Source organism: Microbacterium tenebrionis, from assembly GCF_020682665.1.
GTDB classification, from domain to species: Bacteria; Actinomycetota; Actinomycetes; order Actinomycetales; family Microbacteriaceae; genus Microbacterium; species Microbacterium tenebrionis.
Genome location: NZ_JAGTTM010000005.1, coordinates 112,495 through 138,958 on the forward strand (window position 1 = coordinate 112,495; position 26,464 = coordinate 138,958).

The window sequence follows — 26,464 nt, forward strand, 5'->3', positions numbered from 1 at the left end:
CTCCGAGGCGTCGCCAGCCGTTCAGGCCGGAGGTTTCCATCCTAACCTCCACGAAAGCGCATCCGCCATGGCGAGTTTGCGAACGTCGATTCCCCCGCTGCACGCGGCGCCCGGGATCACCGGTGGTACGCGGCGAACCGTCCGTTCGGGCCGTCGATCACGGTCACCGGCGTGCGGAACACACGGGTCAGCACGTCGTCGCGGATGATCTCGTCCGGCGTCCCGTGCTCGGCGATGCGTCCGTTCTCCATGGCGATGATGTAGTCGCTGTAGGCGGCCGCGAAGTTGATGTCATGCAGCACGATGACGATCGTGCGCCCGAGCTCGTCGGCGGCCCGGCGCAGCTGCCCCATCATCTGCACGGAGTGCTGCGCGTCGAGGTTGTTGAGCGGTTCGTCCAGGAGCAGGTAGTCGGTGTCCTGTGCGAGGACCATCGCGACGTACGCGCGCTGGCGCTGTCCGCCCGAGAGCTGATCGAGGAAGCGCTGCTCGAGGTCGGTGAGATCGAGGAAGTCGATCGCCTCGGAGATCTTGTCCTCGTCGGCCTGCGTGAGCCGCCCGCCGCTGTACGGGTACCGCCCGAACGAGACGAGCTGACGCACCGTGAGCCGGGTGACGAAGTGGTTCTCCTGGCGCAGGATCGACACCGTCTTCGCGACGGTCTTCGACGGCGTGCGGTGCACGTCGAGTCCCGCGACCTCGATCGTCCCCTCGTCGGGGGCGAGCAGCCGCCCGATCATCGTGAGCACGGTGGACTTGCCCGCGCCGTTCGGCCCGACGAGGGCGATGATGCCGCCGGCGGGGATGTCGATCGAGACGGGCCCGATCTCGACATCGCTGCTGTAGCGCTTGGTGACATGGGTGAGACGGATCACAGGCGTCCCTTCCGGAAGACGACGATGAGGAACAGCAGCCCGCCGATCAGCTCGACGACGATCGTCACGGCGTCGACGATCGGGAACACGTGCCGCAGCAGGAAGTAGGCGAGGGTGAGGATGACGTAGCCGAGCAGCCACGCCACCGGCAGGATGCGGCGATGGTCGTACGTGCTCGTGATCGAGTACGCGAGCGTGGCCATGAGGAAGCCGAGGAAGGTCATCGGTCCGACGAGCGAGGTCGTCATCGCCATGAGAACCGAGACCAGGGTCAGCATCAGCATGGTCTGACGCCGGTGGCGAAGCCCGAGGTTGGCGCTGATCTCCCCGCCGAGGGAGAGCACATCGAGACGCCTGGCGAGGAACCAGATCGCACCGCCCGCCAACGCTGCCACGGGGATCACGATCCAGAGGAAGTCGGTGCTGGCGTGCCCGACACTGCCGAACAGCCGCGCGGCGAGCACGTCGAACTCGTTCGGGTCGAGCATCTGCTGCATGAACGTCGACAGCGCCCCCATGCCGGCGCCGATGACGATGCCGATCAGCAGCATCACGTGCAGGTTGCCGAACCGCCCCGACAACAGCCAGGAGTACAGCAGCACGGCGAACACCACCATCATCGCGCTCTGCAGCAGGAACCGGCCGAGCGGGCTGATCTCGGCGACGCCCGCCGTGCCGAAGAAGAACACGATCGCCGTCTGGATGAGCACGTACAGCGACTCGAACCCCATGATCGACGGCGTGATGATGCGGTTGTTCGTCACGGTCTGGAACGTCACGGTCGCCATCGCCTGGCAGAAGGTGACGACGGCGATGACGACGAGCGTCGTGGCGCGCATGCGCGAGATCCGCCACCACTTCTCGCTGAACGGCTCGAACTGGTTGCCCCACGTGAGCAGCAGAGCCGTGATCGTGACCGCGGCGACGATCAGCGCGACGAGGATGACAAGGTACCGGATGCGGTGCCGCGGGCTCGCGTAGGGCCCGGAGCCCCGGCGGCCGATGCCCGCGCCGGCAGGCGCGGAGAGCTGAGAGTCAGCGAGCATTGGTCCTCCTCGTGCTCAGGAGCAGGAGGATGAACACGGCGGACCCGACGACGCCAAGCACCAGGGACACCGGGATCTCGAACGGCATGATGACGACGCGACCGATGATGTCGCACACCGTCACGATCCAGATGCCGGTCAGCAGAACCCACGGCAGGTTGGAGCGCAGGTCGTCGCCACGCACCATCGAGACGAGGTTGGGCACGATGAGTCCGAGGAAGGGCAGCATCCCGATCACGACGGTCACGACACCGGTGGTGAGAGAGATGAGCCCGACGCCGAGCAGCACGACGCGCTCGTAGTTCATGCCGACGTTCGTCGCGACGTCCTTGCCGAGGCCCGCGACCGTGAAGCGGTCGGCGAGGACCATCACGGCGATCGCCACGGCCAGGACGATCCAGAGGAGCTCGTAGCGTCCGACCTCGACGCCGGTGAAGCGGCCCATGAACCACCCGCCCAGCACCTGCAGCAGATCGAATCGCAACGCGAGGAAGGTCGTGATCGCGCTGACGACGGCGCCGAACATGATGCCGACGATCGGCACGATGAGCGACGACTTCAGCGTGACGCGCCTCAGGAACGCGAAGAAGATCAGGGTGCCGACGAAGGCGAATCCGATCGCGACGACCATCTTCACGAAGACGCCGGATGCCGGCAGCACGATGTAGGTCACGAGCAGACCGAGCCCGGCCCATTCGGTGGTGCCTACGGTGGTCGGCTCGACGAACCGGTTCTGGGTCATCAGCTGCATGACGAGGCCCGCCATCGCCATGCTCGCCCCCGCGAGGACGAGGGATGCCGTGCGCGGCACGCGCGTGATCCACAGGAACTCCGTGCCGCCTCCCTGGCCTGCGGTGATGTCGGCGACCCCGACGAACAGGGACAGCACGATGAGCCCGATCGTCAGGACGATCGCGACGACGAGGGGCAGCGCGCGCGTGCGCGCTCCCGGACGGGCGCGGGCGGGCGCGAGCACGTCGACCGCGGTGACGCGGCGCGAAGGGGATGCCGAGGAGGCCATGTTCACCGTTCCGATGACGGGTCGCCTCCGCGCCGCTGCGCGGTAGCGGAGGCGACCCGTCCGTCGAGTCTCAGCAGGTCACTTCTGGGCGAAGAGGTCTGCGAGGCCGTTCAGCACCGTGGTGTAGGCGAACACGTCCTCGGTGAGGTAGTAGTCCGCGGGGAAGACATAGATGCTCTCGTTCGTCACGGCCGGGACGTTCGCGAGCGCGGCCGAGCTGTTGATGAGGTCGAGCGCGGGCGTGACCTCGCCCTCGCCGACCGCGGCGTCGCGGTCGAGGACGATGAGGTGGTCGGCGTTCGCGCCGGCGAGCGCTTCGAGCGAGACGCTGTCACCGGTGTGGTTCTCGGAGCCTTCGGCATCCAGCGCCGGGGTGAGGTCGAGCAGATCGAAGAAGATGCTCGATCCGCGACCGTCGATGGGGTTGGCGTAGTTGATCTCGCCACCCGAGGTGATCAGGCCCATGACGGTGCTGTCGGCGTCGTAGGCCGCCTTCGCGCCGTCGACGGCGGCCTGGAACTCCTCGATGAGCGCGGCTGCCTCGTCCTTCCGGTCGAAGACCTCGCCCATGAGAGTGAGGCTCTCCGCGACGTACTCGTCGACCGACTGATCCTCAGGGCCGGTCATCTCGACGAAGGCGGCGTCGGGGGCGGCATCCTGCACGCCCTGTGCGTTCTCCTCGCCGCTGAACCGGTAGCCGTTGATGACGAGGTCGGGGTCGGCTGCGACGATCTGCTCGAAGTCCGGCTCGCTGTGCGTGCCGATGTTGAGGATCTCCTCGTCGTCGGCAAGCGGGTTCTCGGGGCTCATCAGGTCGCGCGGGGCGACCGAGATCGGCAGGTCCCAGTCGGCGGCCAGCTGGAAGAAGCGGTTGTCGGTGATCGCGACGCTCTCGGCGCTCTCGATCGTCACCTCGTTGCCCGCCATGTCCGTCACCGTGATCGGGTAGTAGTCCTCGGCTGCGGTCTCGGGCGCTTCAGCGTCGGCCGGCGCACTGCTGCATCCGGCGAGCGCGAGGAGGGATACGGCGCCGAAGGCTGCTGCCGCGAGAGTTCTGGGCATGGACATGGAGGGACTCCTGTTCTGCGGTGAGGTGATTCCGAATTAGGTAAGGCTTACCTGTGCGACTCGAGATCAGGCTAGCGTGAACCTGCGAAGAACCTGAAATCGCGCCTGGTGCGATGTCGGCGGCATCCGCGAGAGCGGAGGCCCACGCGGCCCGTCGATCACCTCAGTGCGGCATCCACCTCGGTCACGCGGTCCGTGAACGCCTGCTTCGGCACGAAGAGGAGCAGCACGGCCGCGGCCAGCGCCGTGACCCCGCACACGATCCAGACGGTCATGTATCCCGCGAGGGAACCGGCCGTGCCCTCCGCACCGCCGGCCGTCGACGCCGCACCGTGCAGCAGCGCGATGCCGAAGACGCACGAGGCGATCGCCCCGCCCACCGTCTTCACGGAGTTCGTGAGCCCGGTGGCGACTCCGGTCTGCGTCTCGGGAGCCGCGGATGCCGCGGCCGCCGGCAGCGCCGCGACGAGCGCGCCCGAGCCGAGACCGATGATCACCATGTTCGTGATCGCCTGCGCGTATGCATCGTGGAACGGCAGGAACAGCAGGAACCCGATCGCGACGAGGCTCGACGCGCCGATGAGGGTGAGGCGCGGCGTCGCGAGCCGGGCGATCACGGGGAACAGCAGAGCACCCGCGATCATGCCGATGAGGTAGATGCCGATGATGAGCGAGGTCGCGAACCCGGTCGTGCCCAGGCCGTAGCCGTAGACCGCAGGATCCGTGCGCGCGAACGTCGACAGCGGCGCCTGCGCGCCGAGCACGCTGACGCCGAAGAGTCCCGCGGTGAGGAACACCGGCCCGAGCGCCGGGGAGCGGAACATCCGCACGTCGATGAGCGGATCGTCGTGCCGCAGCTCCCACAGCACGAACGGCACGATCAGCAGCAGCCCGAGGGCCACGACCGCCCACGACCACGGGTTCACCAGTCCACCCTCGAGCCGGAGCAGACTGAGCCCGCCGGTGAAGCAGATCAGTGCGATCGAGATGAGCACGAGCCCTGTGATGTCGAGCACGCCGCCGGTCTGATCCGGTGACTCCTTCACCCCGAACAGGATCACGAAGAAGCAGATGACGACCAGCACGGCGGGGATCAGCAGCACCACGGTCAGCGGCAGCACGTCGACGAGGGCCCCGCCGACCAGAGCGCCGATGATCGCGCCCGCCTCGAGCGCCGCGACGAGAAGGCCTGCAGCCCGCGCCGTGATGAACGAGCGCCCCTCCATGCGGCGCGACCGCGACCAGATGAGAGCGATCTCCAGCGGCAGCCAGACGACGTAGAAGCCCATCAGCGTCCACGCGACGAGGAACACCCAGAACGAGTCGGTGAACGGCAGCGCCAGCGCAGCCGCCGCGGTCAGGGCGGTCGAGATCAGCAGCATCCGCTTGTGCCCGACCATGTCGCCGAGCTTCGCGAACGCCGGGACGACCAGGGCCGACAGCATGAGCTGGGTGCCCTCGAACCAGTTCACGTCGGCATCGTGGATCTGCAGGTGCCTGGCGATGTCGGAGAGCATCGGGGTGTAGTACCCCTGCAGCACGCCGCTGGTGAACTCGACGAATGCGAGGAATCCGACCACGGCGGCGAGCGCGCCGAGGGTGACCTTGTGAGACATCTTCGTCCTCAGTTCAGGAGTTGGAGCAGCGCGCGGTGGAACTGCTCGCCTCGCTCGAGCGTAGCGATCTCGACGTTCTCATCGACGCCATGGATCGCCGCGCGCTGCGCGTTCGACATCTCCAGCGGAGCGAAGCGGTACACAGCCGGCGCGAACCGGTGGAAGTGTCGCGAGTCCGTCGCCGCCATCATCACGTACGGCACGGGCCGCACGCCGGGGAACGCGCGCTCGAGGGCCGCGCCGAGGAGGGCGAACTGCTCGTTGTCCGTCGGGGACTCCGGCGACGGTTCGCTGCCCTCGAGGACCTCGACCTCGACGAGCGGGTCGCGGATGCGTCGGCGCAGGCGCGTGACGGATCCGATGACGGTCTCGCCGAGCGCGATGCGCAGATTGACTGTGGCGGAGGCCTGCGAGGGGATGACGTTCGCCGCCGTTCCCCCTGACTGCATGGTCGCCGCGACCGTCGTGCGCACCATGGCCGCCGGTTCCCCGCCGAGCGCCGCGAACACCCGAGCGGTCACAGGCGGAGCGCCCGCGAGCACCTTCAGCAGCAGTCGCGATGGCCCGCTCGCCTGCTCGGAGAACTGCGCCAGCATCCGCGCGATCGCCTGCGGCGTGCGCGGCCGGAACGTCCCGGGGTCCAGGCGGCTGAGCGCCCTGGCGATGCGCCGCACGGCGGTGAGCGTCGGCGGCGCAGAGGCATGACCGCCGTCGCCGCGCGCGGTCAGGCGCACCGTCAGCACACCCTTCTCACCCACTCCGATCATGGCGGCTCGGCCCTGCACGAACGACAGCGGCGCATCGACGACCGCGCCGCCCTCGTCGACGACGAGCCAGGGGGTGATGTTCCGATCCCGGAAGAGCCGGGCGATCTCGACTGCCGCGGCTCCGAAGGTCTCCTCATTCCCGCCGAACGAGAGGTACACGTCACGCTCCGGGGTGAAACCGGCTGCGAGCAGGTTCTCGACGGCCTCGAGGATGACGATCAGCGGGCCCTTGTCGTCAAGGGCGCCCCTGCCGTGCACACGGCCGTCCGCGATCGTTCCGGAGAACGGCGGATGCGTCCATGCATCGGACTCGTCGACCGGGACGACGTCGTAGTGAGCCATGAGCACGAGCGGCGCGGCATCCGATCGGCCCTTCCAGCGGAACAGCAGACCGAGGTCGGTGACGCGCTCCCGCGTCAGCCGCCCATGAACGAGCGGGTACAACTCCGCGATCAGCGCCACGAAGTCCTCGAATGAGCCCATGCCGCGCTCGTCGAGCTCTGCCGAGACGGTCGGCAGCTGGATCATGCGGGACAGACGCTCGGCGATGCCGGGGCGCACGGACGGTGTGCTCACCTCGTCATCGTATCCAGCGCGACCTCATCGCCAGAGCGTGAGCTTGTCGGGGTTTCGCACCATGTAGACCGCGACGATCCGATCCCCCGCGACGTCCACCGAGATCACCGAGTCCGCCCGGCCGTGCAGACGAACGAGGAACGCGAGCCCCTCGGGCGTGCGAGTGGGCTCGATCGTCGCCGCGGGTTCGAGGTGCGGGAGCCCGAGCAGGAACCGCGCGACACGATCGGCGCCGAACACGGGACGACGCGCCGCCGAGATCTTGCCGCCGCCGTCGGCGCGCAGCACGACATCGGGGTCGAGGACGCCGATGAGCGCGGCGAGGTCGCCCGTCGCCGTCGCCTCGGCGAATGCCCGCGCCACGGCATCATGCGCCTCACGGGAGGCGGCGCCGGCACGGCGTTCGCGGATGCGCCGGCGCGCCTGGGAGGCGAGCTGCCTGGTGGCATCGGGTGTGCGCCCGACGGTCTCGGCGATCTCGGCGAACGGCACGGCGAAGATGTCGTGCAGCACGAACGCGACCCGCTCCGCAGGCGCCAGCGATTCGAGCACGACCATCAGCGCGACGCTGACGGACTCGTCGAGGCTGACCCGGTCGAGCGGATCCACCGGAACGGATGCCGTGATCGCCGACTCCCCCGGCACCGGTTCCGGCAGCCATTCCCCGACGTATCGCTCGCGCCGCGCTCGCGCGGAGCCGAGATGACCCAGGCACACGCGGCCCGCGACCCGGGTGAGCCAGGCGGCCGGGTTCACGATCTGCTCCCGTTCGACGCCCGTCAGCCGGTACCAGCGCAGGTAGGTCGCCTGCACGGCGTCCTCGGCGTCGGCGACCGTGCCCAGCACCCGATACGCCAGCGCGAGCAGGTTCCGCCGCTCCGCCTCGAGCGCGTCGATCTGATCCATCGCCTCACATCCTCCCGCAGTGTCGACGATGCGGACAGAGCGAATGTGAGGTCTCGGCTCACATTCCTGCAAGCTGCGTCGTCGAAGAGGTGTGAGCATGACACTGAGACGCATCCTGTTGGGAGCGACCGCCCTGGTCGGCGCGTTCGTCGGCCTGTGGGCCGCGACATGGCCGGAGTCCTTCTACGATTCGTTCCCCGGCCTCGGCCGCGTGTGGATCGCCGTGGACGGTCCGTTCAACGAGCACCTCATCCGCGACGTCGGCGCGCTGTACCTCGCGCTGGCCGCGGCGAGTGTCGCGGCCGCGTTCACCCGTGGGCCGGAGTCGGGACGCGTCGTCGGGGTCGCCTGGACGGTGTTCGGGCTGCCTCACCTGGTCTACCACGCCGCGCGGTTCGGCGGGATGCCCGTGATCGACGTGATCGGGAACATCATCGGCCTCGGCGGCAGCCTGATGCTGGGGATCGTGCTCATGCTGCCGGGGCCTCGCATTGAGAGGCGCGCAGAGACGACAATCGACGAGAAGGAGAGCATCGGATGAAGATCGCCATCGCAGGAGGAACAGGGGTCGTCGGCCGCCCGACCGTGCAGGCCGTGCGCGACGCCGGGCACGAGGCGGTGATCCTCACCCGGTCGCAGGGCGTGGACCTGGTCACCGGAAAGGGGCTGGATGCCGCACTCGACGGCGTCGACGCGGTCATCGACACCGCGAACATCTCGACGCTGAACGCGGGTGCCGCACGCTCGTTCTTCACGGCGGCGACGGGGAACCTCGTCGCCGCTGCCGGCCATGCCGGCGTCGGGCACGTCGTCCTGTTGTCGATCGCGGGCATCGATCGGATGCCGTACGACTACTACGCGGGCAAGGTCGCGCAGGAGAACGTGGTCGAGCAGTCGCCCGTGCCCTGGACGATCCAGCGCGCCACGCAGTTCCACGAGTTCGCCGCGCAGATGTTCGAACGCGCGAAGGCGGGCCCCCTGCACCTCGCGCCGCGGGCACGGACGCAGCCGGTCGCCGCTGCCGAGGTCGGTGAGCGGCTCGCGACCGTCGCGACGGGTGCGCCGCAGGGCAGCGCCCGCGACTTCGCCGGCCCCCGCGAGGAGGCGATGGATGTCATGGTCAAGGCCTACGCCAAGGCGGTCGGACACCGCGGCTGGGTGCCCTCGATCAGCATCCCGACCAAGCAGATGAAGGGTATGCGCGAGGGGCTCGCCCTGCCGGGCCCCGACGCCGACCTCGGCACGCAGACGTTCGCGGAGTGGGTCGCGCAGCAGCATCCCTGACGCCCAGGTCGCAGAAACTGCTGTCATCCCGGTGCCAGAGCGACGTTTTCTGCGGCCTGGACACCCGGGGGCAGCCGACCGGCACGGCAGAATGGATCGGTGAGCCTGTTCGCCTTCGCCCCGTCCAGAGGTCCGCGCTGGCAGCTCGGCCTGCAAGCGGCCCTGGGCATCTCGATACCGGTCGCGGTCATGACGCTCGTAGGGCTGCCCACGCTCGGATTCATCGCCGGCGCCGGCGCATTCACGGTGCTCTTCTTCGGCGCCTCCCCCGTCGTCGACCGCGCGAGAGCGCTGCCCCTGATCGCCGCGGCCCTCGTCGCCTGCGCCGCCCTGGGGACGATCGCCGGCGGCGACCACTGGCTGTCAGGCATCGGCACCATCGTCATCGCGGTCGTCACGGCGGGGCTGTGCTTCGGGTTCCGGCTCGGCCCGCCAGGCCCGATCTTCTTCGTCCTCGTGTTCGGTCTCTCGGCGCAGATCACCAGCACCGGTGCGATCTCGCCGCTCGCCTATGTCGCCGCCTTCGCGGGCGGCTGCGCGTTCTCGTATCTCGTCGCGATCACGCCGCTGCTCATCCCCCGCGTGCGGGCGCACGGGCCGCGGCCGCTGTCGCAGCTCATGCCGGGGCCCTCGTTCGACGACGCATCGCGCGTGCTCGTGCTGCGCGTGTCGATCGTCGCGGTGCTCGGTGTGCTGATCGGCGCGTTCGTGGACCCCAGCCGCAGTTACTGGATCGTGGGCGCCGGTGTCGCCGTGATCGGCCTCGCCGCGGAGCGACGGGCCGCCTTCCAGCGCGGCCTGCACCGGATGCTGGGCACCGTGCTCGGCGTCGGCGTCTACGCTCTGATCGCGCTGCTGCACCCCCAGGGACTGTGGATCGCCCTGCTGCTGGGCATCCTGCAGTTCAGCGTCGAACTCGTCGTCGTGCGGCACTACGCCCTCGCGCTCATGCTCATCACCCCGCTCGTGCTGCTGCTCACGGGAGCCGCGACCGGTCAGATCGGCGCGATGGACGTCGCCGTCGAGCGCGTGATCGACACGGTCGTCGGCTCGGCTCTGGGTGCGGCATCCGGACTCCTGCACCCGCGACGGACTGACTGACGCGCCGGCGAACGCGTCGGAACAGTCAGACGGCGTGCAGGGTCTCGGGAGAGCGCGCGGCGAGGTAGTCTGCGGTGTGCGTGATGACGTCGCGCATCGCCGCAGCCGCGCGGGTGGGATTCACGTCGTTGCGGTGCGCGAGCACGATCGTCCGCTCGAGCTGCGGATCCGTCAGCCGCACCGACCGCAGCGTCGGCCGGTCGACCGGCACGGTGGCGGGCACCACGGCGACGCCGATCCCCCGCTCGACGAACCGCAGGACGGCATCCATCTCGGCGCCCTCGACGACGAGCGACGGCGTGAGACCCGCTGTGCGGAACGCGGCATCCGTCGCGTCGCGCAGGTCGTAGCTCTCGGCGAGCGCGACCATCGGCAGCTCGGCGAGGTGCGCGAGATCGATCGCCGAGTCCGCGATCGGCGGCTGGTCGGCCGATGAGACGACGACGAGCTCTTCGGTCAGCAGCGGCGTGCGCACGAGGGCGGTGCCGGCGACCGGGCGCCCCTCCGAGATCGTGACGAGCGCCATGTCGACGGCGCCGGCGGCGAGCTGATCGATGAGCATGTTCGACCCGCCCTCGACGAGCTGCAACTCGACCCCGGGATGCCCGTCGTGGAACGCGCGCAGAACCTCGGCGACCAGGCTGATGCACAGGGTCGGGGTCGCCCCCAGGCGTACGCGCCCGCGCTGAAGCCCCGCGAGCTCCGCCATCTCGTCGCGGATCGTGTCGGCGTCGGTGAGCATGCGGCGAGCGCGGGGCAGGAGGGTCTCGCCGGCGGCGGTGAGCGAGATGTTGCCGCGTGCCCGGTGGAACAGCTCGGCGCCGAGCTCCTGCTCGAGCGTGGAGATCTGGCGGCTGAGCGACGGCTGCGCCAGATGCAGCTTCTCGGATGCGCGGGTGAAGTGCCCGAGTTCAGCGACAGCGACGAATCCCCGCAACTGCTCCAAATTCATGCCCGCAGTCTATCGTGATCATGCGCATAATGCTTTGGAGTTATGAAGAACAGGTTCCGAGCGTGGAACGCATGACCACCCCGACACCGATCCCGCCCTGCAGGTGAACCTGGTGTGGTCACCCACGACGGGCGTGACTCGGGAGGAGATCCCGCCGGTGCCGAAGGAGATCGCCGCGCTCATCCGCGACGTCTCGAGCGAGGGCAAGCTCGTCGAGTGAACAGCGCCTGAAAGGGGTTGAGGTCACCGCACGCGGAGCGCACACTGGTGGCACCCGAACCCGCACCCGCCGACGAAGGAGTGACCATGACCAACCTCAACCCCTACCTCTCGTTCAAGGACAACGCCCGCGAGGCGATGGAGTTCTACCAGGGCGTCCTCGGCGGCGATCTCGAGGTCAGCACCTTCGGCGACATGCCCGACAGCGGCACCGCCGAGGGCGAGGAGAACCTCATCATGCACGCGCAGCTGAACGCGCCGGGCGGACTGGTCCTCATGGCGTCCGACACACCGACCGGCATGGAATACCGCGAGCCGGCCGGGATCTCGGTGTCGCTCAGCGGCGGATCCGTCGACACCGACTACCTGCACCGCGCCTGGGACGGGCTCGTCGACGGCGGGACCGCCATCATGCCTCTCGGTGAGGCCCCATGGGGCGGCGAGTTCGGGATGCTCGTCGACCGCTTCGGCATCTCGTGGATGGTCGCGATCGAGGACTCGTTCGCCTGACCCGGCGCCCGGGCGGTATCACTTCGGCCGGTTCTCAGCGCTCAGATCCGACCGTAGTGATATGGCATCGCACCCGGGCACCTCAGCGCAGCTTCTCGCGGTACACCACCACGGCGAAGCCGTAGGCGACGGTCAGGATGCCGAGACGCCGCTCACACCGCGCATTCAGGCCCTGCGGAGGCCTCGCTCAGGGTCCGTGATACAGAATCGTTACCTTGTGCGCTCGACCCGAGGGTGCACCGGCCGCCCCGAAGCGGCCCTCTCACGTCAAAGGATCGTTACGTTCGTCATGCCTGAAACCCGAATCGTCACCCGTGCCCACCGCAGAACTGCTCGCGCCCGCCGGCGCATCGTCGCCCTGACTGTGGTCGCCGGCGCCACTCTCGGCCTCGCCGCGACCGCCGGTCTCACCGCCGCGGCCCCTGCCGCCGCCGACGTCACCGGCCGCGCCGCGGTGAGCGATCGCGGCGATCTGCGTGCACAGCTGATTGAGGCGGACGCGGCGCTCGAGTCCGCCCAGGCCGCCCTGAAGACCGCGTCGGACACGGCGGCCGGCGTGGAGGAGTCCGGCTTCGACATCGACGCGTCGATCGACACGGCGGGTCTCGAAGACGCTGCGACCGCGCTGGCCGACGAGGATGCGATCGGCGTGGTCCGCTCGATGCTCACCGACACCACCGTCGCGCAGACCCAGATGGTCGCCGCGCAGACCACGGCGCTGCAGAAGCGCCTGGACGATGCCGTGGCGAAGAAGAAGGCCGAAGAGGCCGCCGCCGCCGAAGCGGCAGCCGAGGCCGCGGCCATCGCCGCCGCGAACACGCCGGACGGCGCGCGCGACGCCGCCGCCCTCATCGCCGCCGACGAATACGGCTGGGGCGCCGACCAGTTCTCCTGCCTGAACTCGCTGTGGACCAAGGAGTCCGGCTGGAACTACCAGGCCTACAACCCCTCCGGAGCGACCGGCATCCCCCAGGCGCTTCCCGGCAGCAAGATGGCCAGCGCCGGATCCGACTGGCAGACCAACGCCACCACGCAGATCCGCTGGGGCCTCGGTTACATCAAGAGCGTCTACGGCACCCCGTGCGCCGCGTGGGGCCACTCGCAGGCCGTCAACTGGTACTGAGCCCGGAGAGCTTCGGCCGGTAGATGCGGCCGAAGCTCCGCTCGGCACCCTCGTACATCCCGACGATCTCCCCGTCGTAGCGGCGCCCCCGGGACGTAGAAGATGCGGATGCCGGCGCTGAGCGTCAGTCGACCGCGGGCACCGGCTCCGCGGTGCGCGAGACCCGACCGGCGTCGCGCGTGCCTCGCACGGGGATTCTTCTTCCAGAACGCAGAAGGATTGCTTTTCTTCACACCCCGAATGGCATGAAGACGCAGTTTTCTTGGCCCAGAGTGGATGCAACGACCTCAGCCAACGTCAGCATCCACGAAGGAGTCGAAATGACTGCGTACACCGACGACATCGAGAAGATCCAGGCTCTCAAGGAGCAGAACGGCTCGAGCTGGGACGCGATCAACCCCGAGTACGTCGCCCGCATGCGGGCGCAGAACCGGTTCCGGACCGGTCTCGAGATCGCCCAGTACACGGCCGACATCATGCGCCGCGACATGACCGAGTACGACGGCGACCCGTCGCTGTACACCCAGTCGCTCGGCGTCTGGCACGGGTTCATCGGCCAGCAGAAGCTGATCTCGATCAAGAAGCACCTGAAGTCCACGAACAAGCGCTACCTCTACCTCTCGGGGTGGATGGTCGCCGCTCTCCGTTCGGAGTTCGGCCCGCTCCCCGATCAGTCGATGCACGAGAAGACTTCGGTGCCCGCATTGATCGAGGAGCTCTACACGTTCCTCCGCCAGGCCGACGCCCGCGAGCTCGACCTGCTGTTCACGAAGCTCGACGAGGCACGCGTCGCCGGCGACGAGACCGCGGTGGAGTTCATCCAGTCGCAGATCGACAACCACGAGACCCACGTCGTACCGATCATCGCCGACATCGACGCCGGGTTCGGAAACCCCGAGGCCACGTACCTGCTCGCGAAGAAGATGATCGAGGCGGGCGCCTGCGCGATCCAGATCGAGAACCAGGTCTCCGACGAGAAGCAGTGCGGCCACCAGGACGGCAAGGTCACGGTTCCGCACGAGGACTTCATCGCGAAGCTCAACGCGGTGCGCTACGCGTTCCTCGAGCTGGGGATCGACAACGGCGTGATCGTCGCCCGCACCGACTCGCTCGGCGCCGGCCTCACCCAGAAGCTCGCGGTCTCGACGGAGCCCGGCGACCTGGGCGACCAGTACAACGCGTTCCTGGACGTCGAGGAGATCTCGGAGGCCGAGCTCGGCAACGGCGACGTCATCATCAAGCGCGACGGCAAGCTGCTGCGCCCGAAGCGACTGGCGAGCAACCTGTACCAGTTCCGCGCCGGCACGGGCGAGGAGCGCTGCGTGCTCGACTGCATCACGTCGCTGCGCAACGGCGCCGACCTGCTCTGGATCGAGACCGAGAAGCCGCACGTCGAGCAGATCGCCGGCATGGTCGACGCGATCCGCGAGCAGATCCCCAACGCCAAGCTCGTCTACAACAACAGCCCGTCGTTCAACTGGACGCTCAACTTCCGCCAGCAGGCGTTCGACCAGCTCGAGAAGGATGGCGCGGACGTCTCGGCATACGATCGCGGCGACCTGATGAACGTCTCCTACGACGACACGGAGCTGGGGCGCCTGGCCGACGAGAAGATCCGCTCGTTCCAGAAGGACGGCTCGGCTCGCGCGGGCATCTTCCACCACCTCATCACGCTGCCGACCTACCACACGGCGGCTCTCTCGACCGATGACCTGGCCAAGGGCTACTTCGGCGACGAGGGGATGCTCGCTTACGTCCGCGGCGTGCAGCGCCGCGAGATCCGAGAGGGGATCGCGACGGTCAAGCACCAGAACATGGCGGGCTCGGACATCGGCGACAACCACAAGGAGTACTTCGCCGGGGATGCCGCGCTCAAGGCCGGCGGCAAGGACAACACGATGAACCAGTTCAGCTGAATCAGATCTGGGGAGAAGGGGTCGCGGCGCAGCCGCGGCCCCTTCGTCGTGCCGCTCTCGTTCAGGCGACCGGATGCGCTGCGAGCGCACGGTGCACGGATGCGACCGCGCTCGACCCCTCGCCCACGGCGGCGGCGACCCGCTTCATGGATCCGCGGCGCACGTCGCCGGCGGCGAAGACCCGCGGGACCGAGGTCTCGAACGGCAGCGGCTCGCGCCCCATCGTCTGCCAGCGTTCGAGCGACTGCCGGGTGACGTCGGTTCCGGTGCGGATGAATCCGGCATCGTCGCGATCGAGCTCGGCGAGCCACTCCGTGGCGGGCTCGGCGCCGATGAAGCAGAACAGGCCGCGGGCCTCCACGGGCCCCACGGTGTCGATGACGACCGTCGACAGACCGGCGTCGCCGTCGAGACCGGTGACGTTCGCGCCGAGATGCACCCGGATGCGCGACTCCTCGCGGATGCGCCGCACGAGATAGGACGACATCCGCGCGCCAAGGTCGTCGCCGCGCACGACGAGGTGCACGGAGCATCCGCTTGCGGCGAGGTAGAGGGCTACCTGCCCTGCGGAGTTCGCTCCGCCGATCACGACGACGGGCGCATTGGCGACGCGCTTGAGCTCGAGGGCCGTCGCCGCGTAGTGGATATCGCCTTCGAAGTCGTCCCAGCGGTCGAGGTTCAGGCTGCGGTAGGTCGCGCCGGAGGCGACCATCGCGGAGCGCGCACGGATGCCGCGACCGTCCGAGAGCAGAACGGTCAGCTCGTCGCCGAGGCTGCGCAGGCTGACCGCCTCGCACGGCGCGCACACCCGGACGCCGAACTTGATGGCCTGCAGCACCGCCTGTCCGGTGAGGCTGTCGCCGCTGACTCCGAACGGGAATCCGAGGTAGTTCTCGATCCGCGAGGTCGACGCGGCCTGCCCGCCCGGGGCGACGGCGTCGACGAGCACGGTGCTCAGCCCCTCGGATGCCGCGTAGATCGCCGACGCGAGGCCGGCGGGGCCGCCGCCGATGACGACGAGGTCGACGACGTCCTCATCGCCCGGTTCGTAGCTCAGCCCGAGCTGCTCGGCGAGCATGCCCGGTGTGGCGCGCACGATGGGCTGCCCCTCGAGGAAGACGATCGGGAGGTCGCCCGGTGCATATCGCGCGTGCAGCGGATGGGCCGGAGCATCCAGGTCGAGCTCGACGGCCATGTGCACGAGGTCAAGGCGATTCGCGAAGCGGCGCAGCGAGAGGAACCCCGGCGAGCCGGCGGCGCCGACGATCTTGAGGGTCATCGCGGCCGAGCCGCGGCGCAGCGACTCACGGCGCGCCCACAGCGCGTGCAGGATGATGTCGCCGAGCTCGTCGTCCTCGGCGAGGAGTCGGCGAAGGTCGCTGCGTGAGACCTCCCGGACCCGACCGGGCCCGATCGCGCGGGCGGTGAGGAACGCGCGCTGACCGTTGAGAAGCCCGAGCTCGCCGGCGAAGGATCGCGGGTCCATGACGGCGATCACCTCTTCGTCCATCCAGGCGGGCGAGTCTCGGACGACCTCGATCTCGCCGTCCTCGACGAGGATCATCGGGTAGTCGCGCTGCCCGGTGGTGAAGAGGATCTCGCTGTCGTCGACGTAACGGATCGCGCCGCGGGCGCAGAGCCTGTGCCACTGCTCGTCCGTGAGGCGCGGCGCGAGCTCGGGGTCGGTCACGTCCTTGTCCGACTCATTCATCACGCCTCCGCCATGTCCACCGCCGAGATCCACCCGTAAAGTACCGCGCAGGAGGCACGACCATGAGAGGAATCGGGATTGTCCGATCTCGCGAGAGTTGTCATGAGATGAGACGAACGATCACCGGAATTACGCGAAATCTCTAGCGCGACCCGCCGCCAATTTGTCTCACCCGAGTTGTCAGAATCTGCGACGAGCGTGTCTCGGTGTTTCGGTCAGGCGAGATCCGAGGGGTCCTCTCCAGCCAAGATAGAGCAAAGGATCATCGCCTGTCGGATTGCGTTTCGGGCGTCGTCTGCGGTCACGACGATCCGCTGCCCCACCTTCAGCGATGAGTAGTTCACGACCTGCAGATACTTCGTATCGACAAGCCCGCCTGCGGGCACGTGTGCGTGACTCGAATGCAACCCAGACAGGTACGCCGTCAGGGTTCCTCACCAGGTAGAGATTCATCGTCATCGCCTCCCGTTTACATCTTGCGCCATCCAGAGGTTCACGTGAGGTTGTCCGAGCAATGGATCGACGCGGAATGAAACGCCCGCAACGGTGCCATAGGCACCGCTGCTCGAAATAAGGATGACCGGCTTGAGCTCACAATCACAACCTGGGAAGCTTCGCTCTGAGACGGCTCCGCCCTGAGCCCACGATGACCCGAAGGAGCCGACAGCAGTGCCATCGTCAGACCGGCAATCCGGACGCGGACTTCTCGTCCTCGATGTCGACGGAACTGTCTCTCGGATCTACCGCGACGAAGAGCGCGTTCTGCATAAAGACGAGCCGGGTTGGCGTTCGTGGATGAGCGTTGATGATGAAGTGGTCGATGCACTCGACAGGCTCGTCGAGGGTTCTCAGATTGACGATCTTGGCCGCGCTTGAAAATCCTCACCGTCCGAGCCGGCTGCTTCCGAACTCAGGTGAACGTGGGCTAAGGAAGTGGCGTTCCTAACGACAGGCGACCGAGCAATCCCACGAACTCGTCGGCCATTGCGAGTTGTTCAGTGAGCTTCTCTCGTCGAACCCGCGCACCCTCTCTGATGTCGTCGAGACGGGCACGCAGAGAAGAACTGTCGGGGGTCACGGCCAGAGCATCGACGACGTCCAGTAACTCGCGCATCTCGTCGAGGGTGTACCCGAGAGGCTTCATCCTACGAATGAGCAGCAGTCGTTCGACATCCTTCTCCGTGTAGAGCCGGAAATTTCCTTCGGTGCGCGCGGATGGCGCGACGAGGCCGGCATCTTCCCAGTGCCGGAGGGTACGGAGAGACAGGGATGTACGTTCGGTGACCTCACCGATGCGCATGGTTTCGTCGTTGCCCAACGGCCACCTTCAATCGATTTCCTCGCAACACTCACGTCACGTTAGAGTTGCACGCGGCGCGGTTCTCGCGCCGCCACCCCTCATCTTCTCGCGTCGGCCTGACCGACGCCTGCGCACCGCTGCGCTCCCATTCGTTTCCCGCGCTCTCACGAGAGAGCCCACCACCCGGAGGGCACATGACTGCCGTCACCCCCACCCGCGACTCCGCGTCGCGTTATCGCATCGAACCCACCGTCATGCAGGCGCTGCGCAGCCCGCGCCTCCTCACCCGTGAGGTCCTCGCTGGTCTCGTCGTCGCACTCGCCCTAATCCCGGAGGCGATCGCGTTCTCGATCATCGCGGGCGTCGACCCGCGCGTAGGCCTGTTCTCGTCGTTCATCATGGCGGTCGCGATCGCGTTCCTCGGTGGCCGCCCCGCAATGATCACCGCAGCGACCGGCGCGATCGCGCTCGTCATCGCGCCGGTGGCCCGCGAGTACGGCATGGACTACTTCATCGCCACTGTTCTTCTCGGCGGGCTCATCCAGATCGTCCTCGCCCTCCTCGGCGTCGCCAAGCTGATGCGCTTCATCCCGCGCTCGGTGATGGTCGGGTTCGTGAACGCCCTGGCGATCCTGATCTTCACGTCCCAACTTCCCCAGCTCTTCGACGTGCCCTGGCTGGTCTACCCGCTCGTGGCAGTCGGACTCCTGGTGATGTTCCTCATGCCGCGCATCACGAAGGTCGTCCCGGCGCCGCTCGTCGCGATCGTGCTGCTCACCGCTGCCGTCGTCGTCTTCGCTTGGAACGTCCCAAACGTGGGCGATCAGAGCGAGCTCCCCCAGAGCCTTCCGGAGCTGTTCATCCCGAACGTGCCGCTGAACTTGGAGACTCTGCAGATCATCGCCCCCTACGCTCTCGCCATGGCCGTCGTCGGCCTTCTCGAGTCGCTCATGACCGCGAAGCTCGTCGACGACATCACCGACACCCACTCGCGCAAGACCCGCGAGGCACTCGGCCAGGGAGCCGCGAACATCCTCTCGGGAGCGTTCGGCGGCATGGGGGGTTGCGCGATGATCGGCCAGACCATGATCAACGTCAAGGCCTCCGGCGCCCGGACCCGCATCTCGACCTTCCTCGCCGGAGTCTTCCTGCTCGTGCTGATCCTCGCTCTCGGCGACGTCGTTGCGATCATCCCCATGGCGGCGCTTGTTGCCGTCATGGTCGTCGTCTCGATCGCCACGTTCGACTGGCACAGCATCCGCTGGGGCACTCTCAAGCGGATGCCCAAGAGCGAGACCGCCGTGATGCTCATCACCGTCATTGCGACCGTTTGGACGCACAATCTCGCGGTCGGCGTCATCCTCGGTGTGATCGCTGCGATGATCATGTTCGCGCGTCGCGTCGCTCACTTCGTGAGCGTCACCCGCGTGCTCAGCGACGAGGGTGACGCAGCGCATTACGCCGTCGACGGAGAACTGTTCTTCGCCTCCAGCAACGACCTCACCACGCAATTCGAGTACGCCGAGGACCCTGACACCGTGGTCATTGACATGAGCCGATCTCACGTCTGGGATGCCTCCACGGTCGCTGCCCTCGATGCGATCGTCACCAAGTACGAACACCACGGGAAAAACGTCACCATTGAAGGCCTGAATGACACCGCGGCAGCCTTCCACGGCCGCCTCACCGGCAATCTCGGCGCCGGGCACTGAGCCCCTGAAGCGGGAGAGGGAGGGGGCTGCCATGAGGCGACCCCCTCCCCGGCAGGCACCGGTCTGATTCAGACCAGTTCGCTGACCAGCTGCTCGATGCGCGCGCGGATGTCGTCGCGGATGGGGCGTACAGCGTCGATACCCTGGCCGGCCGGGTCGTCGAGCTTCCAGTCCTCGTAGCGCTTACCGGGGAAGAACGGGCATGCGTCACCGCATCCCATCGTGATGACGACGTCGGATGCCTGCACGGCCTCGGTCGTGAGCACCTTGGGCTGCTCGGCGGTGATGTCGATGCCGAGTTCCTGCATTGCCTCGACGGCGGTTGGGTTGATCTGGTCGGCGGGCATGGAGCCGGCGGAGCGGACTTCAACACGGTCTCCGGCGATGTCGCGCAGGAATCCTGCGGCCATCTGCGAGCGTCCGGCGTTGTGCACGCAGACGAAGAGGACGGAAGGCTTGGTGGTCGTGTCAGTCATGGTTGCTCCTGGTGAGAAGGGTTGGTCAAGGGAGGAGATCGTCGACGAGCGCGCGCACGCGTCCGGCGATGTCGTCGCGGATGGCTGCGACGCCGTCGCGCGAGGCGAGGGCCGGGTCTCCGACGGCCCAGTCGTCGTAACGGACCCCGGGGATGATTGGGCAGACGTCGCCGCAGCCCATCGTGATGACGACGTCGGCCGCGCGGACGGCATCGTCTGTGAGTGGTTTCGGGAAGCGCTCAGCGGCCAGGTCGCCTTCGATTTCAGCGAGGATCGAACGGACGTGCGGGTGCATGACGTCGGCGGGAGCAGACCCCGCCGAGCGAGCGATGACCTTGCCGGCAGCGAGCTTGTTGACGAGCGCGGCGGCGAGCTGCGAACGTCCGGCGTTGGCAACGCAGACGAAGAGCACCTGCGGGACCGATGCATCGCGGTCGCGGGTGAGGTCGGCGAGTCGTTGACGCGCGAAGCGCTCGGTCAAAGGCACGAGTGCTGACGTGACTCGTGCGGTCCGCGCGAGGGCTATGTAGGACTCACGGACAATGGTGAGCACGACGTTGGGATCCAGCTCGGTGACTTCCGCGGCGAGTTCATCCGCGAGGTGGGTCACGCGCGCGTCGAAATCTGGCCGTGGCTCATCGTGGTGGTCATCGGCGACACTCCATGGGGCGAGCGTCGCGGGCGCAAAGGATTCCAGCAAGGCCGTGACGGCGCTGCGGCGGTTCGGGTTGATCCGATACCAGACCCAGGTTCCACGCCTCTCAGAGGTGAGGACATCGACGTCCTTGAGCACCTTCAGATGGTGAGAGACCGTCGGCTGGGCGACGTCGGCGAGTTCGGCGAGGTCGCAGACGCAGGACTCCCCGCGGGGGTCCGACGCGATGGCGGACAGCATTCGAAGACGGAGCGGATCCGACAACGCCTTCAGAGTCGAGGCGACCGAGGTGGCCGCGTCGACGCCTATGGCGTGGCTGGCGACGGGACTGCAGGTGTCGCCTTCGGTGGTGAGCATGGCGTTCATGTCTACATCCTTTCGGCGGTGAATGGATCGGTGTGGAACCAGCGGCGGGCTGCCCAGAGAGAGACATAGACGAGTCCGACGAGAACCGGTACTTCGATGAGCGGGCCGACGACTCCGGCGAGGGCCTGGCCGGATGTGGCGCCGAATGTGCCGATGGCGACGGCGATGGCGAGTTCGAAGTTGTTGCCCGCTGCGGTGAACGCGAGCGTCGACGAGCGGGCGTATCCGAGCCCCAGCGCTTTGCCGGTGAAGAGGCCGATGAACCACATGATCGAGAAGTACGCCAGCAATGGGAGTGCGATCCGAGCGACGTCCCAGGGGCGGCTGGTGACCTGTTCGCCCTGAAGAGCGAACAACAGCACGATGGTGAACAGGAGACCGTAGAGGGCCCAGGGGCCGATCTTCGGCAGGAAACGGTCCTCGTACCAGTCGCGTCCCTTCGTGCGCTCCCCGATGAAACGGGAGGCGAATCCGGCGATGAGGGGTATCCCGAGGAAGATCAACACGTTCAGTGCGATCTGCCCGATCGAGATGTCCAGGCCCTGCGAGTCGAGTCCGAGCCAGCCGGGGAGGACGGTGAGGTAGAACCAGCCGAGGAGCGAGAACGCGATGACCTGGAAGACGGAGTTGATGGCGACGAGCACTGCTGCGGCTTCGCGGTCGCCGCAGGCGAGGTCGTTCCAGATGACGACCATCGCGATGCAGCGAGCGAGGCCGACGATGATGAGGCCGGTGCGGTACTCGGGCAGGTCGGGCAGGAACGCCCAGGCGAGGGCGAACATCAGTGCGGGGCCGACGAGCCAGTTGAGTGCCAGGGAGGAGATGAGGAGTCTCTTGTCTCCGGTGACGGCGGCGACCTTGTCGTAGCGAACCTTCGCCAGGACCGGGTACATCATCACCAGCAGCCCCAGTGCGATCGGCACCGAGATGCCGCCGACTTCGAGGCTGGCCAGGAGGTCGGAGACGCCGGGGATGAAGCGGCCGATGAGGATGCCGCAGACCATGGCCAGGCCGATCCAGAGTGGCAGCCACCGGTCGAGGGTCGACAGGCGGCGCGTGGTCGGGGCGGTGGTGGGTACGGTTGCGGTGCTCATGCGACGAGCGCCTCCAACTTCTCTGCGATGGCGGGCTTCGGGTGGGCGCCGATGAGCATGTCGACGCGCGTGCCTCCCGTGTAGAAGCCGAGGGTGGGGATGGAGGTGACTCCGACCGCAGTCACGGTCTCGGGGTTCTGGTCGGCGTCGAGCTTGACGATCTTCACGCGCCCGTCGTATTCGGCGGCGAGCTGGTCAAGGATGGGTGCGACCTGCTTGCAGGGCCCGCACCAGGTGGCCCAGATGTCGACGACGACGGGGATCTCGGAGTCGAGGACCTCGGCCTGGAAGGTGGCATCGGTGACGGTGATGGGCGCGCTCATGCGAAGACCTCCTCAGCCTCGGTCAAGACTGGTGCGGCCTCGTCAAGCGCGGCGAGGTAGTGCTGGGCATCTTGTGCTGCGGCGCACCCGGTGCCTGCGGCGGTGATCGCCTGCCGGTAGGTGTGATCGACGAGATCGCCGGCGGCGAAGACTCCTGCGAGGTTCGTGCGGGTGGAGGGGTGATCGACGAGGACGTAGCCATCGGCATCTGTGTCGACGAGGCCGGTGACGATCTCGGAGCGCGGGTCGTGGCCGATGGCGACGAAAACTCCGGTGGCTGGCAGCTGCTGCTCGTTGCCGGTGACGGTGTTGCGCAGTGTGACTGCTTCGACCTTCTCGGCGCCGACGAGCCCTGCGACTTCGCTGTTCCGGACGACTTCGATCTTCGGGTGGTCGAATACGCGCTGCGCCATGATCTTCGAGGCGCGGAACTCACCGCGGCGGTGTACGACGGTGACCTTCGACGCGAAGCGGGTGAGGAACAGTGCCTCCTCCATCGCAGAGTCTCCGCCACCGACCACGACGATCTCCTGCTCACGGAAGAAGAAGCCGTCGCAGGTGGCGCACCAGGAGACGCCGCGGCCGGTAAGGCGTTCCTCGTCGGCAATGCCGAGCTTGCGATACGCGGAGCCCATCGTCAAGATCACGGCGCGCGCGAGGAACGTCTCTCCAGAGCCCGTCTCAATCGTCTTGGTCGGGCCGTCGAGATCGACCACAACCGCGTCGTCGAGGAGGATGCGGGCGCCGAAGCGCTCCGCCTGTGCGCGCATCGACTCCATCAGCTCGGGCCCCTGCACGCCGTCAACGAAACCGGGGAAGTTCTCCACCTCCGTCGTGGTCATCAGCGCGCCGCCGGCAGTCACGGAACCGGCAAGGACCACGGGGGCGAGACCTGCCCGCGCGGCGTAGACGGCCGCGGTGTATCCCGCAGGGCCTGATCCGATGATGACCAGTTCAACCGCTTGAATCGACATGTGTCTATATTGACATTTATCGATACCGACCGCAACCTTCGTTGAAGGAGTTCACCTGCTCGTCATCTGATGAACAGATCATGCGGGTGACGCAGCCGAAACAGTCGAGAAACCAGAGGACGAGAGATGACCCAGCCCAAGACGGTTCTGTTCATATGCAAGCACAATGCGGGGCGCTCCCAACTCGGTGCTCACCTCCTCGGGCACGTCGGTGATGAGCGGCTGATAGCGACGAGTGCGGGAATCAGCCCAGCGGAGACGATCAACCCGGCCATCGCGGAATCACTGCACGAACTCGGAATTGACACGTCGGCGGCCACGCCGCGCGCGGTGACGACAGACGATCTTGAGGCGGCCGATGTCGTGGTCCTGATGAAGCCGAACCTCCCGCTGCCGGGCGCGGTTCGCGGAGATCTGGTCGAGTGGTCGTTCCCGGATCCGTCGAACTGGGAAGCCGACGGCGTGCGCGAGCTCCGCGACGCTATCGACGCGAAGGTGCGCGGTCTGGCGGCTCGGATCGTCAGCTAGGGCGTGTCTCCTATATGTTTGGTGAGGCGCGCGGGATGCTGGTGGGGTGAGGTCGACGGGGTCGCGGTATCGGGTGTTCACGGACGAGCAGTGGGAGCGGATCGAGCCGTTGCTGCCGTCGAACTCGGGTCGTCGTGGCCGCCCGTTCGGTGACAATCGCCGCGTCGTGGAGGGCATCGCCTACCGTTTCCGTACCGGGATTCCCTGGCGCGATCTGCCGCGTGAGCCGTTCGGTCCGTGGCAGACGGTGTGGAAACGACACCGTCGGTATGCCGGCGACGGGACTTGGGATCGCGTTCTCGTGCGGATCCTCGCAGACGCCGACGCGGCCGGGAAGGTAGATTGGGCGGTGTCGATCGACGCGACGATCGCACGTGCGCATCAGCATGCGACGAACACGACCCGTCCGGAGCAGGACACAGGGGGCGGGATCGAATCACAAGAACCTGCCGTGGTTCGCGGTTGAGCCGCCCGGTCACGGCATCGGCCGCTCCCGCAGCGGGCTGACCACGAAGATCCACCAGGCCGTCGACGGGCACGGCCGCCCGCTGGCGATGATCGTCACCGGCGGGCAGCGCAACGACGGTGCGATGCTCGCCGACGTGCTCGGCGAGATCCGGGTTCCCCGAATCGGTCAGGGCCGGCCGCGGACCCGACCGGATGCCGTGATCGCCGACCGTGCCTACGCGACCGGGGTCATCCGGACGGAACTGCGCCGCCGTGGGATCAAGGCCGTCATCCCAGACAAGAAGGACCAGATCGCCGCACGCAGACGCCGCGGCAGTCGTGGTGGGAGACCCTACGGGCTCGACACGGACGCTTATCGCGGCCGCAACGTGATCGAGCGGTACTTCGCCCTCGCCAAGCAATGGCGAGGCATCGCCACCCGCTTCGACAAACTCGCCATCACCTACCGCGCCGGCGTCACCCTCTGCGCCATCCTCACCTGGGCCCGCCTATTAGGAGACACGCCCTGGACACTGAGGGGTGGGGCTCCACTCGGAACCCCACCCCTCAGGAGTTGCAATCAGCCGACGGCGACGGGCCGCGCCCCGATTTGGAGGGTCGCGGGGGCAGCACAACAGCTACCTGCGTTGTCATCGAAGTCACCGGATCCGCCACACACACCGGTGTCGGGGAGGGTGAGTTCGTTCCGGCCGGCTGCCTCGTGATCGCCCACGAGGTGCGCGGCGACACTACGGACCTGCTCGAAGCCGGTCAGGGCGAGGAAGGTCGGGGCTCGGCCGTAGGACTTCACTCCGACGATGAAGAACCCTTGTTCCGGCTGCGCGAGCTCTCTCGCGCCGGTTGCCGACACCGATCCGCAGGAGTGGATGTTCGGATCGATCTCGGATGCGATTCCTGCGACCGCCTCGAGAGTGGGATCGAGGTCGATCCTGAGTTCTCGCAGCATCCCGGTGTCAGGGCGGAAGCCCGTGAGTGCGAAGACGCGCCCGACATTCGGCACCTCGCGCCCATCTTCGGCGACGACTGTCAGACCGTCGGCGCCCTGCTGGAACTCGGCGACGCGGAATCCTGTCACCAGGTCGACGACCCCGTCGTCGATCACCTTGCGTGCGCGGGAGCCGAGCGCGGCGCGCTCTGGCAGCTCGTCCCCGATGCCGCCACCGAAGACGTTCGCGGCGCTCCCTCTGCGCAGCAGCCAGGTCACGCGGGTTCCCGGCGACCGGCGGGCGAGCTCGCTCAGACGCAGCACGGCGTGCGTGGCGGAGTGCCCCGCTCCGACGACCACGACATGCGAACCGGCGAGGTCCGACACATCGGCCGGGATACGGTACGAGATCAACTCGGACGCTGCGGTTTCGCCGAGGGCCGGGAAGCCGTCTGCCCCGGCAGGATTGGGAAGACTCCAGGTGCCGCTCGCGTCGACGACGGCACGGGCGAGGAGTCGGGATTCGGTGCCGCCGGCATCGACGGTGTGCACGACGAACGGCTGGCTCTTGCGGCCTGCGTCGACGACCTTGTCGCGGCCCTGACGGGCAACTCCGGTAACGGTCGTCGCGTAGTGGATCCGCGCACCGAAGGCGTCTGCGAGCGGCACTAGGTACTCGCTGACCCACTCTGATCCGGTCGGGTACCCCGACGCAGGTGCGCTCCACCCCGTCGGCTCGAGCAGGCGGCGCGCAGCTGCGTCCGTGAGCTCCGGCCACGCCGAGAACAGGCGCACGTGCCCCCACTCGGAGACGGCAGCCGCAGGACCGTGCCCGCGCTCGATAACGACGACGTTCTCGTCGCGTTCGACAAGATGCGCCGCGGCGGCCAGACCCTGCGGGCCTGCTCCGATGACGACGACAGGAAGCTCAGACATCACATCTCCTCAAATC

The 26,464-nt window shown here is 67.6% G+C and carries 25 protein-coding genes and 1 pseudogene; 10 read left to right on the plus strand and 16 right to left on the minus strand.

The genetic code is table 11. The features are described 5' to 3' along the window. Positions 1-116: 116 nt before the first annotated feature. The 7 genes from KEC56_RS12205 to sigJ all read right to left on the minus strand — a co-directional run bounded on the left by KEC56_RS12205 (position 117) and on the right by sigJ (position 7,875). The gene (locus KEC56_RS12205) at positions 117-875 is read right to left on the minus strand and encodes an iron ABC transporter ATP-binding protein (protein ID WP_175987040.1); all 759 of its coding nucleotides are present in this window, start codon (positions 873-875) and stop codon (positions 117-119) included. After that, positions 872-1,921, minus strand: a complete 1,050-nt coding sequence (locus tag KEC56_RS12210; RefSeq protein ID WP_227531162.1) for an iron chelate uptake ABC transporter family permease subunit — start codon at positions 1,919-1,921, stop codon at positions 872-874. Before KEC56_RS12210 ends, KEC56_RS12205 begins: the two co-directional genes overlap by 4 nt. Beyond that, entirely contained in the window at positions 1,911-2,942 is a 1,032-nt protein-coding gene (locus tag KEC56_RS12215; protein ID WP_227531163.1) for an ABC transporter permease, read from the minus strand. Before KEC56_RS12215 ends, KEC56_RS12210 begins: the two co-directional genes overlap by 11 nt. Positions 2,943-3,020: 78 nt before the next feature. Continuing rightward, positions 3,021-4,010, minus strand: a complete 990-nt coding sequence (locus KEC56_RS12220; protein WP_175987033.1) for an ABC transporter substrate-binding protein — start codon at positions 4,008-4,010, stop codon at positions 3,021-3,023. 158 nt (positions 4,011-4,168) lie between these two features. Beyond that, positions 4,169-5,626: an MFS transporter gene (locus tag KEC56_RS12225; RefSeq protein WP_227531164.1), complete on the minus strand. Its 1,458-nt coding sequence runs from the start codon at positions 5,624-5,626 to the stop codon at positions 4,169-4,171. A gap of 8 nt (positions 5,627-5,634) precedes the next feature. Next, complete coding sequence (locus KEC56_RS12230; protein WP_227531165.1) at positions 5,635-6,969, minus strand: M20/M25/M40 family metallo-hydrolase; 1,335 nt, start codon at positions 6,967-6,969, stop codon at positions 5,635-5,637. Between the two features lie 24 nt (positions 6,970-6,993). Further along, positions 6,994-7,875: an RNA polymerase sigma factor SigJ gene (gene sigJ, locus KEC56_RS12235; protein ID WP_227531166.1), complete on the minus strand. Its 882-nt coding sequence runs from the start codon at positions 7,873-7,875 to the stop codon at positions 6,994-6,996. A gap of 97 nt (positions 7,876-7,972) precedes the next feature. Here sigJ and KEC56_RS12240 point away from each other — a divergent pair, with 97 nt between their 5' ends. From KEC56_RS12240 to KEC56_RS12250, 3 genes are all read left to right on the plus strand, one after another. After that, entirely contained in the window at positions 7,973-8,416 is a 444-nt protein-coding gene (locus tag KEC56_RS12240; protein WP_227531167.1) for a hypothetical protein, read from the plus strand. Next, a complete protein-coding gene (locus tag KEC56_RS12245) occupies positions 8,413-9,159 on the plus strand; it encodes an SDR family oxidoreductase (RefSeq protein WP_227531168.1) in 747 nt (248 codons plus the stop codon). The genes KEC56_RS12240 and KEC56_RS12245 overlap by 4 nt, the downstream gene beginning before the upstream one ends. A 99-nt stretch (positions 9,160-9,258) precedes the next feature. Continuing rightward, positions 9,259-10,260 carry an FUSC family protein gene (locus KEC56_RS12250; RefSeq protein ID WP_227531169.1) on the plus strand — a complete coding sequence of 334 codons (1,002 nt, stop codon included), beginning with the start codon at positions 9,259-9,261 and terminating at the stop codon, positions 10,258-10,260. Between the two features lie 25 nt (positions 10,261-10,285). On the opposite strand, the gene KEC56_RS12255 is transcribed toward KEC56_RS12250, so the two are convergent. Next, the gene (locus KEC56_RS12255; protein WP_175987029.1) at positions 10,286-11,212 is read right to left on the minus strand and encodes a LysR family transcriptional regulator; all 927 of its coding nucleotides are present in this window, start codon (positions 11,210-11,212) and stop codon (positions 10,286-10,288) included. Between the two features lie 306 nt (positions 11,213-11,518). Between KEC56_RS12255 and KEC56_RS12260 the strand changes: the two genes are divergently transcribed. The 3 genes from KEC56_RS12260 (at position 11,519) to KEC56_RS12270 (ending at position 14,980) form a co-directional block, all read left to right on the plus strand. Beyond that, positions 11,519-11,941 carry a VOC family protein gene (locus KEC56_RS12260; protein ID WP_227531170.1) on the plus strand — a complete coding sequence of 141 codons (423 nt, stop codon included), beginning with the start codon at positions 11,519-11,521 and terminating at the stop codon, positions 11,939-11,941. A gap of 289 nt (positions 11,942-12,230) precedes the next feature. Further along, positions 12,231-13,064: an aggregation-promoting factor C-terminal-like domain-containing protein gene (locus tag KEC56_RS12265; protein WP_227531171.1), complete on the plus strand. Its 834-nt coding sequence runs from the start codon at positions 12,231-12,233 to the stop codon at positions 13,062-13,064. Between the two features lie 320 nt (positions 13,065-13,384). Further along, the gene (locus KEC56_RS12270; protein WP_175987024.1) at positions 13,385-14,980 is read left to right on the plus strand and encodes an isocitrate lyase; all 1,596 of its coding nucleotides are present in this window, start codon (positions 13,385-13,387) and stop codon (positions 14,978-14,980) included. A 61-nt stretch (positions 14,981-15,041) separates the two neighbouring features. Here the strand turns inward: KEC56_RS12270 and KEC56_RS12275 are convergent, their stop codons facing one another. Continuing rightward, on the minus strand, positions 15,042-16,691 hold the full coding sequence (locus KEC56_RS12275) for an FAD-dependent oxidoreductase (protein ID WP_227531172.1): 1,650 nt from the start codon (positions 16,689-16,691) through the stop codon (positions 15,042-15,044). A gap of 669 nt (positions 16,692-17,360) precedes the next feature. On the opposite strand from KEC56_RS12275, the gene KEC56_RS12280 reads away from it, so the two are divergent. Beyond that, entirely contained in the window at positions 17,361-17,567 is a 207-nt protein-coding gene (locus KEC56_RS12280; protein ID WP_175987019.1) for a hypothetical protein, read from the plus strand. Positions 17,568-17,616: 49 nt separating this feature from the next. Here KEC56_RS12280 and KEC56_RS12285 read toward each other — a convergent pair whose 3' ends face one another. Then, complete coding sequence (locus tag KEC56_RS12285) at positions 17,617-17,991, minus strand: MerR family transcriptional regulator (RefSeq protein ID WP_175987085.1); 375 nt, start codon at positions 17,989-17,991, stop codon at positions 17,617-17,619. Between the two features lie 194 nt (positions 17,992-18,185). On the opposite strand from KEC56_RS12285, the gene KEC56_RS12290 reads away from it, so the two are divergent. Then, the gene (locus tag KEC56_RS12290; RefSeq protein ID WP_227531173.1) at positions 18,186-19,703 is read left to right on the plus strand and encodes a SulP family inorganic anion transporter; all 1,518 of its coding nucleotides are present in this window, start codon (positions 18,186-18,188) and stop codon (positions 19,701-19,703) included. 68 nt (positions 19,704-19,771) lie between these two features. On the opposite strand, the gene KEC56_RS12295 is transcribed toward KEC56_RS12290, so the two are convergent. Genes KEC56_RS12295 through trxB form a run of 5 tightly spaced genes read right to left on the minus strand, consistent with a single transcriptional unit; the run spans position 19,772 to position 23,591 of the window. Continuing rightward, the gene (locus tag KEC56_RS12295; RefSeq protein WP_175987014.1) at positions 19,772-20,179 is read right to left on the minus strand and encodes an arsenate reductase ArsC; all 408 of its coding nucleotides are present in this window, start codon (positions 20,177-20,179) and stop codon (positions 19,772-19,774) included. Positions 20,180-20,204: 25 nt separating this feature from the next. Continuing rightward, positions 20,205-21,200, minus strand: coding sequence for a metalloregulator ArsR/SmtB family transcription factor (locus KEC56_RS12300; protein ID WP_227531174.1), 996 nt, complete (start codon positions 21,198-21,200; stop codon positions 20,205-20,207). Positions 21,201-21,202: 2 nt separating this feature from the next. Then, positions 21,203-22,294 (minus strand): ACR3 family arsenite efflux transporter, encoded by a 1,092-nt coding sequence (gene arsB, locus KEC56_RS12305; protein WP_175987008.1) that lies wholly within the window; start codon positions 22,292-22,294, stop codon positions 21,203-21,205. After that, a complete protein-coding gene (gene trxA, locus KEC56_RS12310) occupies positions 22,291-22,617 on the minus strand; it encodes a thioredoxin (protein WP_175987006.1) in 327 nt (108 codons plus the stop codon). The genes arsB and trxA overlap by 4 nt, the downstream gene beginning before the upstream one ends. After that, the gene (gene trxB, locus KEC56_RS12315; RefSeq protein ID WP_227531175.1) at positions 22,614-23,591 is read right to left on the minus strand and encodes a thioredoxin-disulfide reductase; all 978 of its coding nucleotides are present in this window, start codon (positions 23,589-23,591) and stop codon (positions 22,614-22,616) included. Before trxB ends, trxA begins: the two co-directional genes overlap by 4 nt. A 126-nt stretch (positions 23,592-23,717) precedes the next feature. Here trxB and KEC56_RS12320 point away from each other — a divergent pair, with 126 nt between their 5' ends. Together KEC56_RS12320 and KEC56_RS12325 are read left to right on the plus strand one after the other, a co-directional pair. Continuing rightward, positions 23,718-24,119, plus strand: coding sequence for an arsenate-mycothiol transferase ArsC (locus tag KEC56_RS12320; protein ID WP_175987002.1), 402 nt, complete (start codon positions 23,718-23,720; stop codon positions 24,117-24,119). A 46-nt stretch (positions 24,120-24,165) separates the two neighbouring features. Then, a pseudogene (locus KEC56_RS12325) lies at positions 24,166-25,078 on the plus strand (IS5 family transposase); the annotation flags it as partial. 68 nt (positions 25,079-25,146) lie between these two features. Here the strand turns inward: KEC56_RS12325 and KEC56_RS12330 are convergent. Next, positions 25,147-26,448 (minus strand): FAD-dependent oxidoreductase, encoded by a 1,302-nt coding sequence (locus KEC56_RS12330; RefSeq protein WP_227531176.1) that lies wholly within the window; start codon positions 26,446-26,448, stop codon positions 25,147-25,149. Positions 26,449-26,464 lie beyond the last annotated feature (16 nt).

Bases quoted from the DNA above. Each gene is read 5' to 3' on its own strand.
- KEC56_RS12295 (WP_175987014.1), bottom strand. From the start codon at position 20,179: ATGACTGACACGACCACCAAGCCTTCCGTCCTCTTCGTCTGCGTGCAC.
- trxB (WP_227531175.1), bottom strand. From the start codon at position 23,591: ATGTCGATTCAAGCGGTTGAACTGGTCATCATCGGATCAGGCCCTGCG.
- KEC56_RS12245 (WP_227531168.1), top strand. From the start codon at position 8,413: ATGAAGATCGCCATCGCAGGAGGAACAGGGGTCGTCGGCCGCCCGACC.
- KEC56_RS12320 (WP_175987002.1), top strand. From the start codon at position 23,718: ATGACCCAGCCCAAGACGGTTCTGTTCATATGCAAGCACAATGCGGGG.
- KEC56_RS12215 (WP_227531163.1), bottom strand. From the start codon at position 2,942: ATGGCCTCCTCGGCATCCCCTTCGCGCCGCGTCACCGCGGTCGACGTG.
- KEC56_RS12275 (WP_227531172.1), bottom strand. From the start codon at position 16,691: ATGAATGAGTCGGACAAGGACGTGACCGACCCCGAGCTCGCGCCGCGC.
- KEC56_RS12330 (WP_227531176.1), bottom strand. From the start codon at position 26,448: ATGTCTGAGCTTCCTGTCGTCGTCATCGGAGCAGGCCCGCAGGGTCTG.
- KEC56_RS12240 (WP_227531167.1), top strand. From the start codon at position 7,973: ATGACACTGAGACGCATCCTGTTGGGAGCGACCGCCCTGGTCGGCGCG.
- sigJ (WP_227531166.1), bottom strand. From the start codon at position 7,875: ATGGATCAGATCGACGCGCTCGAGGCGGAGCGGCGGAACCTGCTCGCG.
- KEC56_RS12225 (WP_227531164.1), bottom strand. From the start codon at position 5,626: ATGTCTCACAAGGTCACCCTCGGCGCGCTCGCCGCCGTGGTCGGATTC.
- KEC56_RS12220 (WP_175987033.1), bottom strand. From the start codon at position 4,010: ATGTCCATGCCCAGAACTCTCGCGGCAGCAGCCTTCGGCGCCGTATCC.
- arsB (WP_175987008.1), bottom strand. From the start codon at position 22,294: ATGAGCACCGCAACCGTACCCACCACCGCCCCGACCACGCGCCGCCTG.
- KEC56_RS12285 (WP_175987085.1), bottom strand. From the start codon at position 17,991: ATGCGCATCGGTGAGGTCACCGAACGTACATCCCTGTCTCTCCGTACC.
- KEC56_RS12270 (WP_175987024.1), top strand. From the start codon at position 13,385: ATGACTGCGTACACCGACGACATCGAGAAGATCCAGGCTCTCAAGGAG.
- KEC56_RS12300 (WP_227531174.1), bottom strand. From the start codon at position 21,200: ATGAACGCCATGCTCACCACCGAAGGCGACACCTGCAGTCCCGTCGCC.
- KEC56_RS12260 (WP_227531170.1), top strand. From the start codon at position 11,519: ATGACCAACCTCAACCCCTACCTCTCGTTCAAGGACAACGCCCGCGAG.
- KEC56_RS12290 (WP_227531173.1), top strand. From the start codon at position 18,186: ATGACTGCCGTCACCCCCACCCGCGACTCCGCGTCGCGTTATCGCATC.
- KEC56_RS12255 (WP_175987029.1), bottom strand. From the start codon at position 11,212: ATGAATTTGGAGCAGTTGCGGGGATTCGTCGCTGTCGCTGAACTCGGG.
- KEC56_RS12210 (WP_227531162.1), bottom strand. From the start codon at position 1,921: ATGCTCGCTGACTCTCAGCTCTCCGCGCCTGCCGGCGCGGGCATCGGC.
- trxA (WP_175987006.1), bottom strand. From the start codon at position 22,617: ATGAGCGCGCCCATCACCGTCACCGATGCCACCTTCCAGGCCGAGGTC.
- KEC56_RS12265 (WP_227531171.1), top strand. From the start codon at position 12,231: ATGCCTGAAACCCGAATCGTCACCCGTGCCCACCGCAGAACTGCTCGC.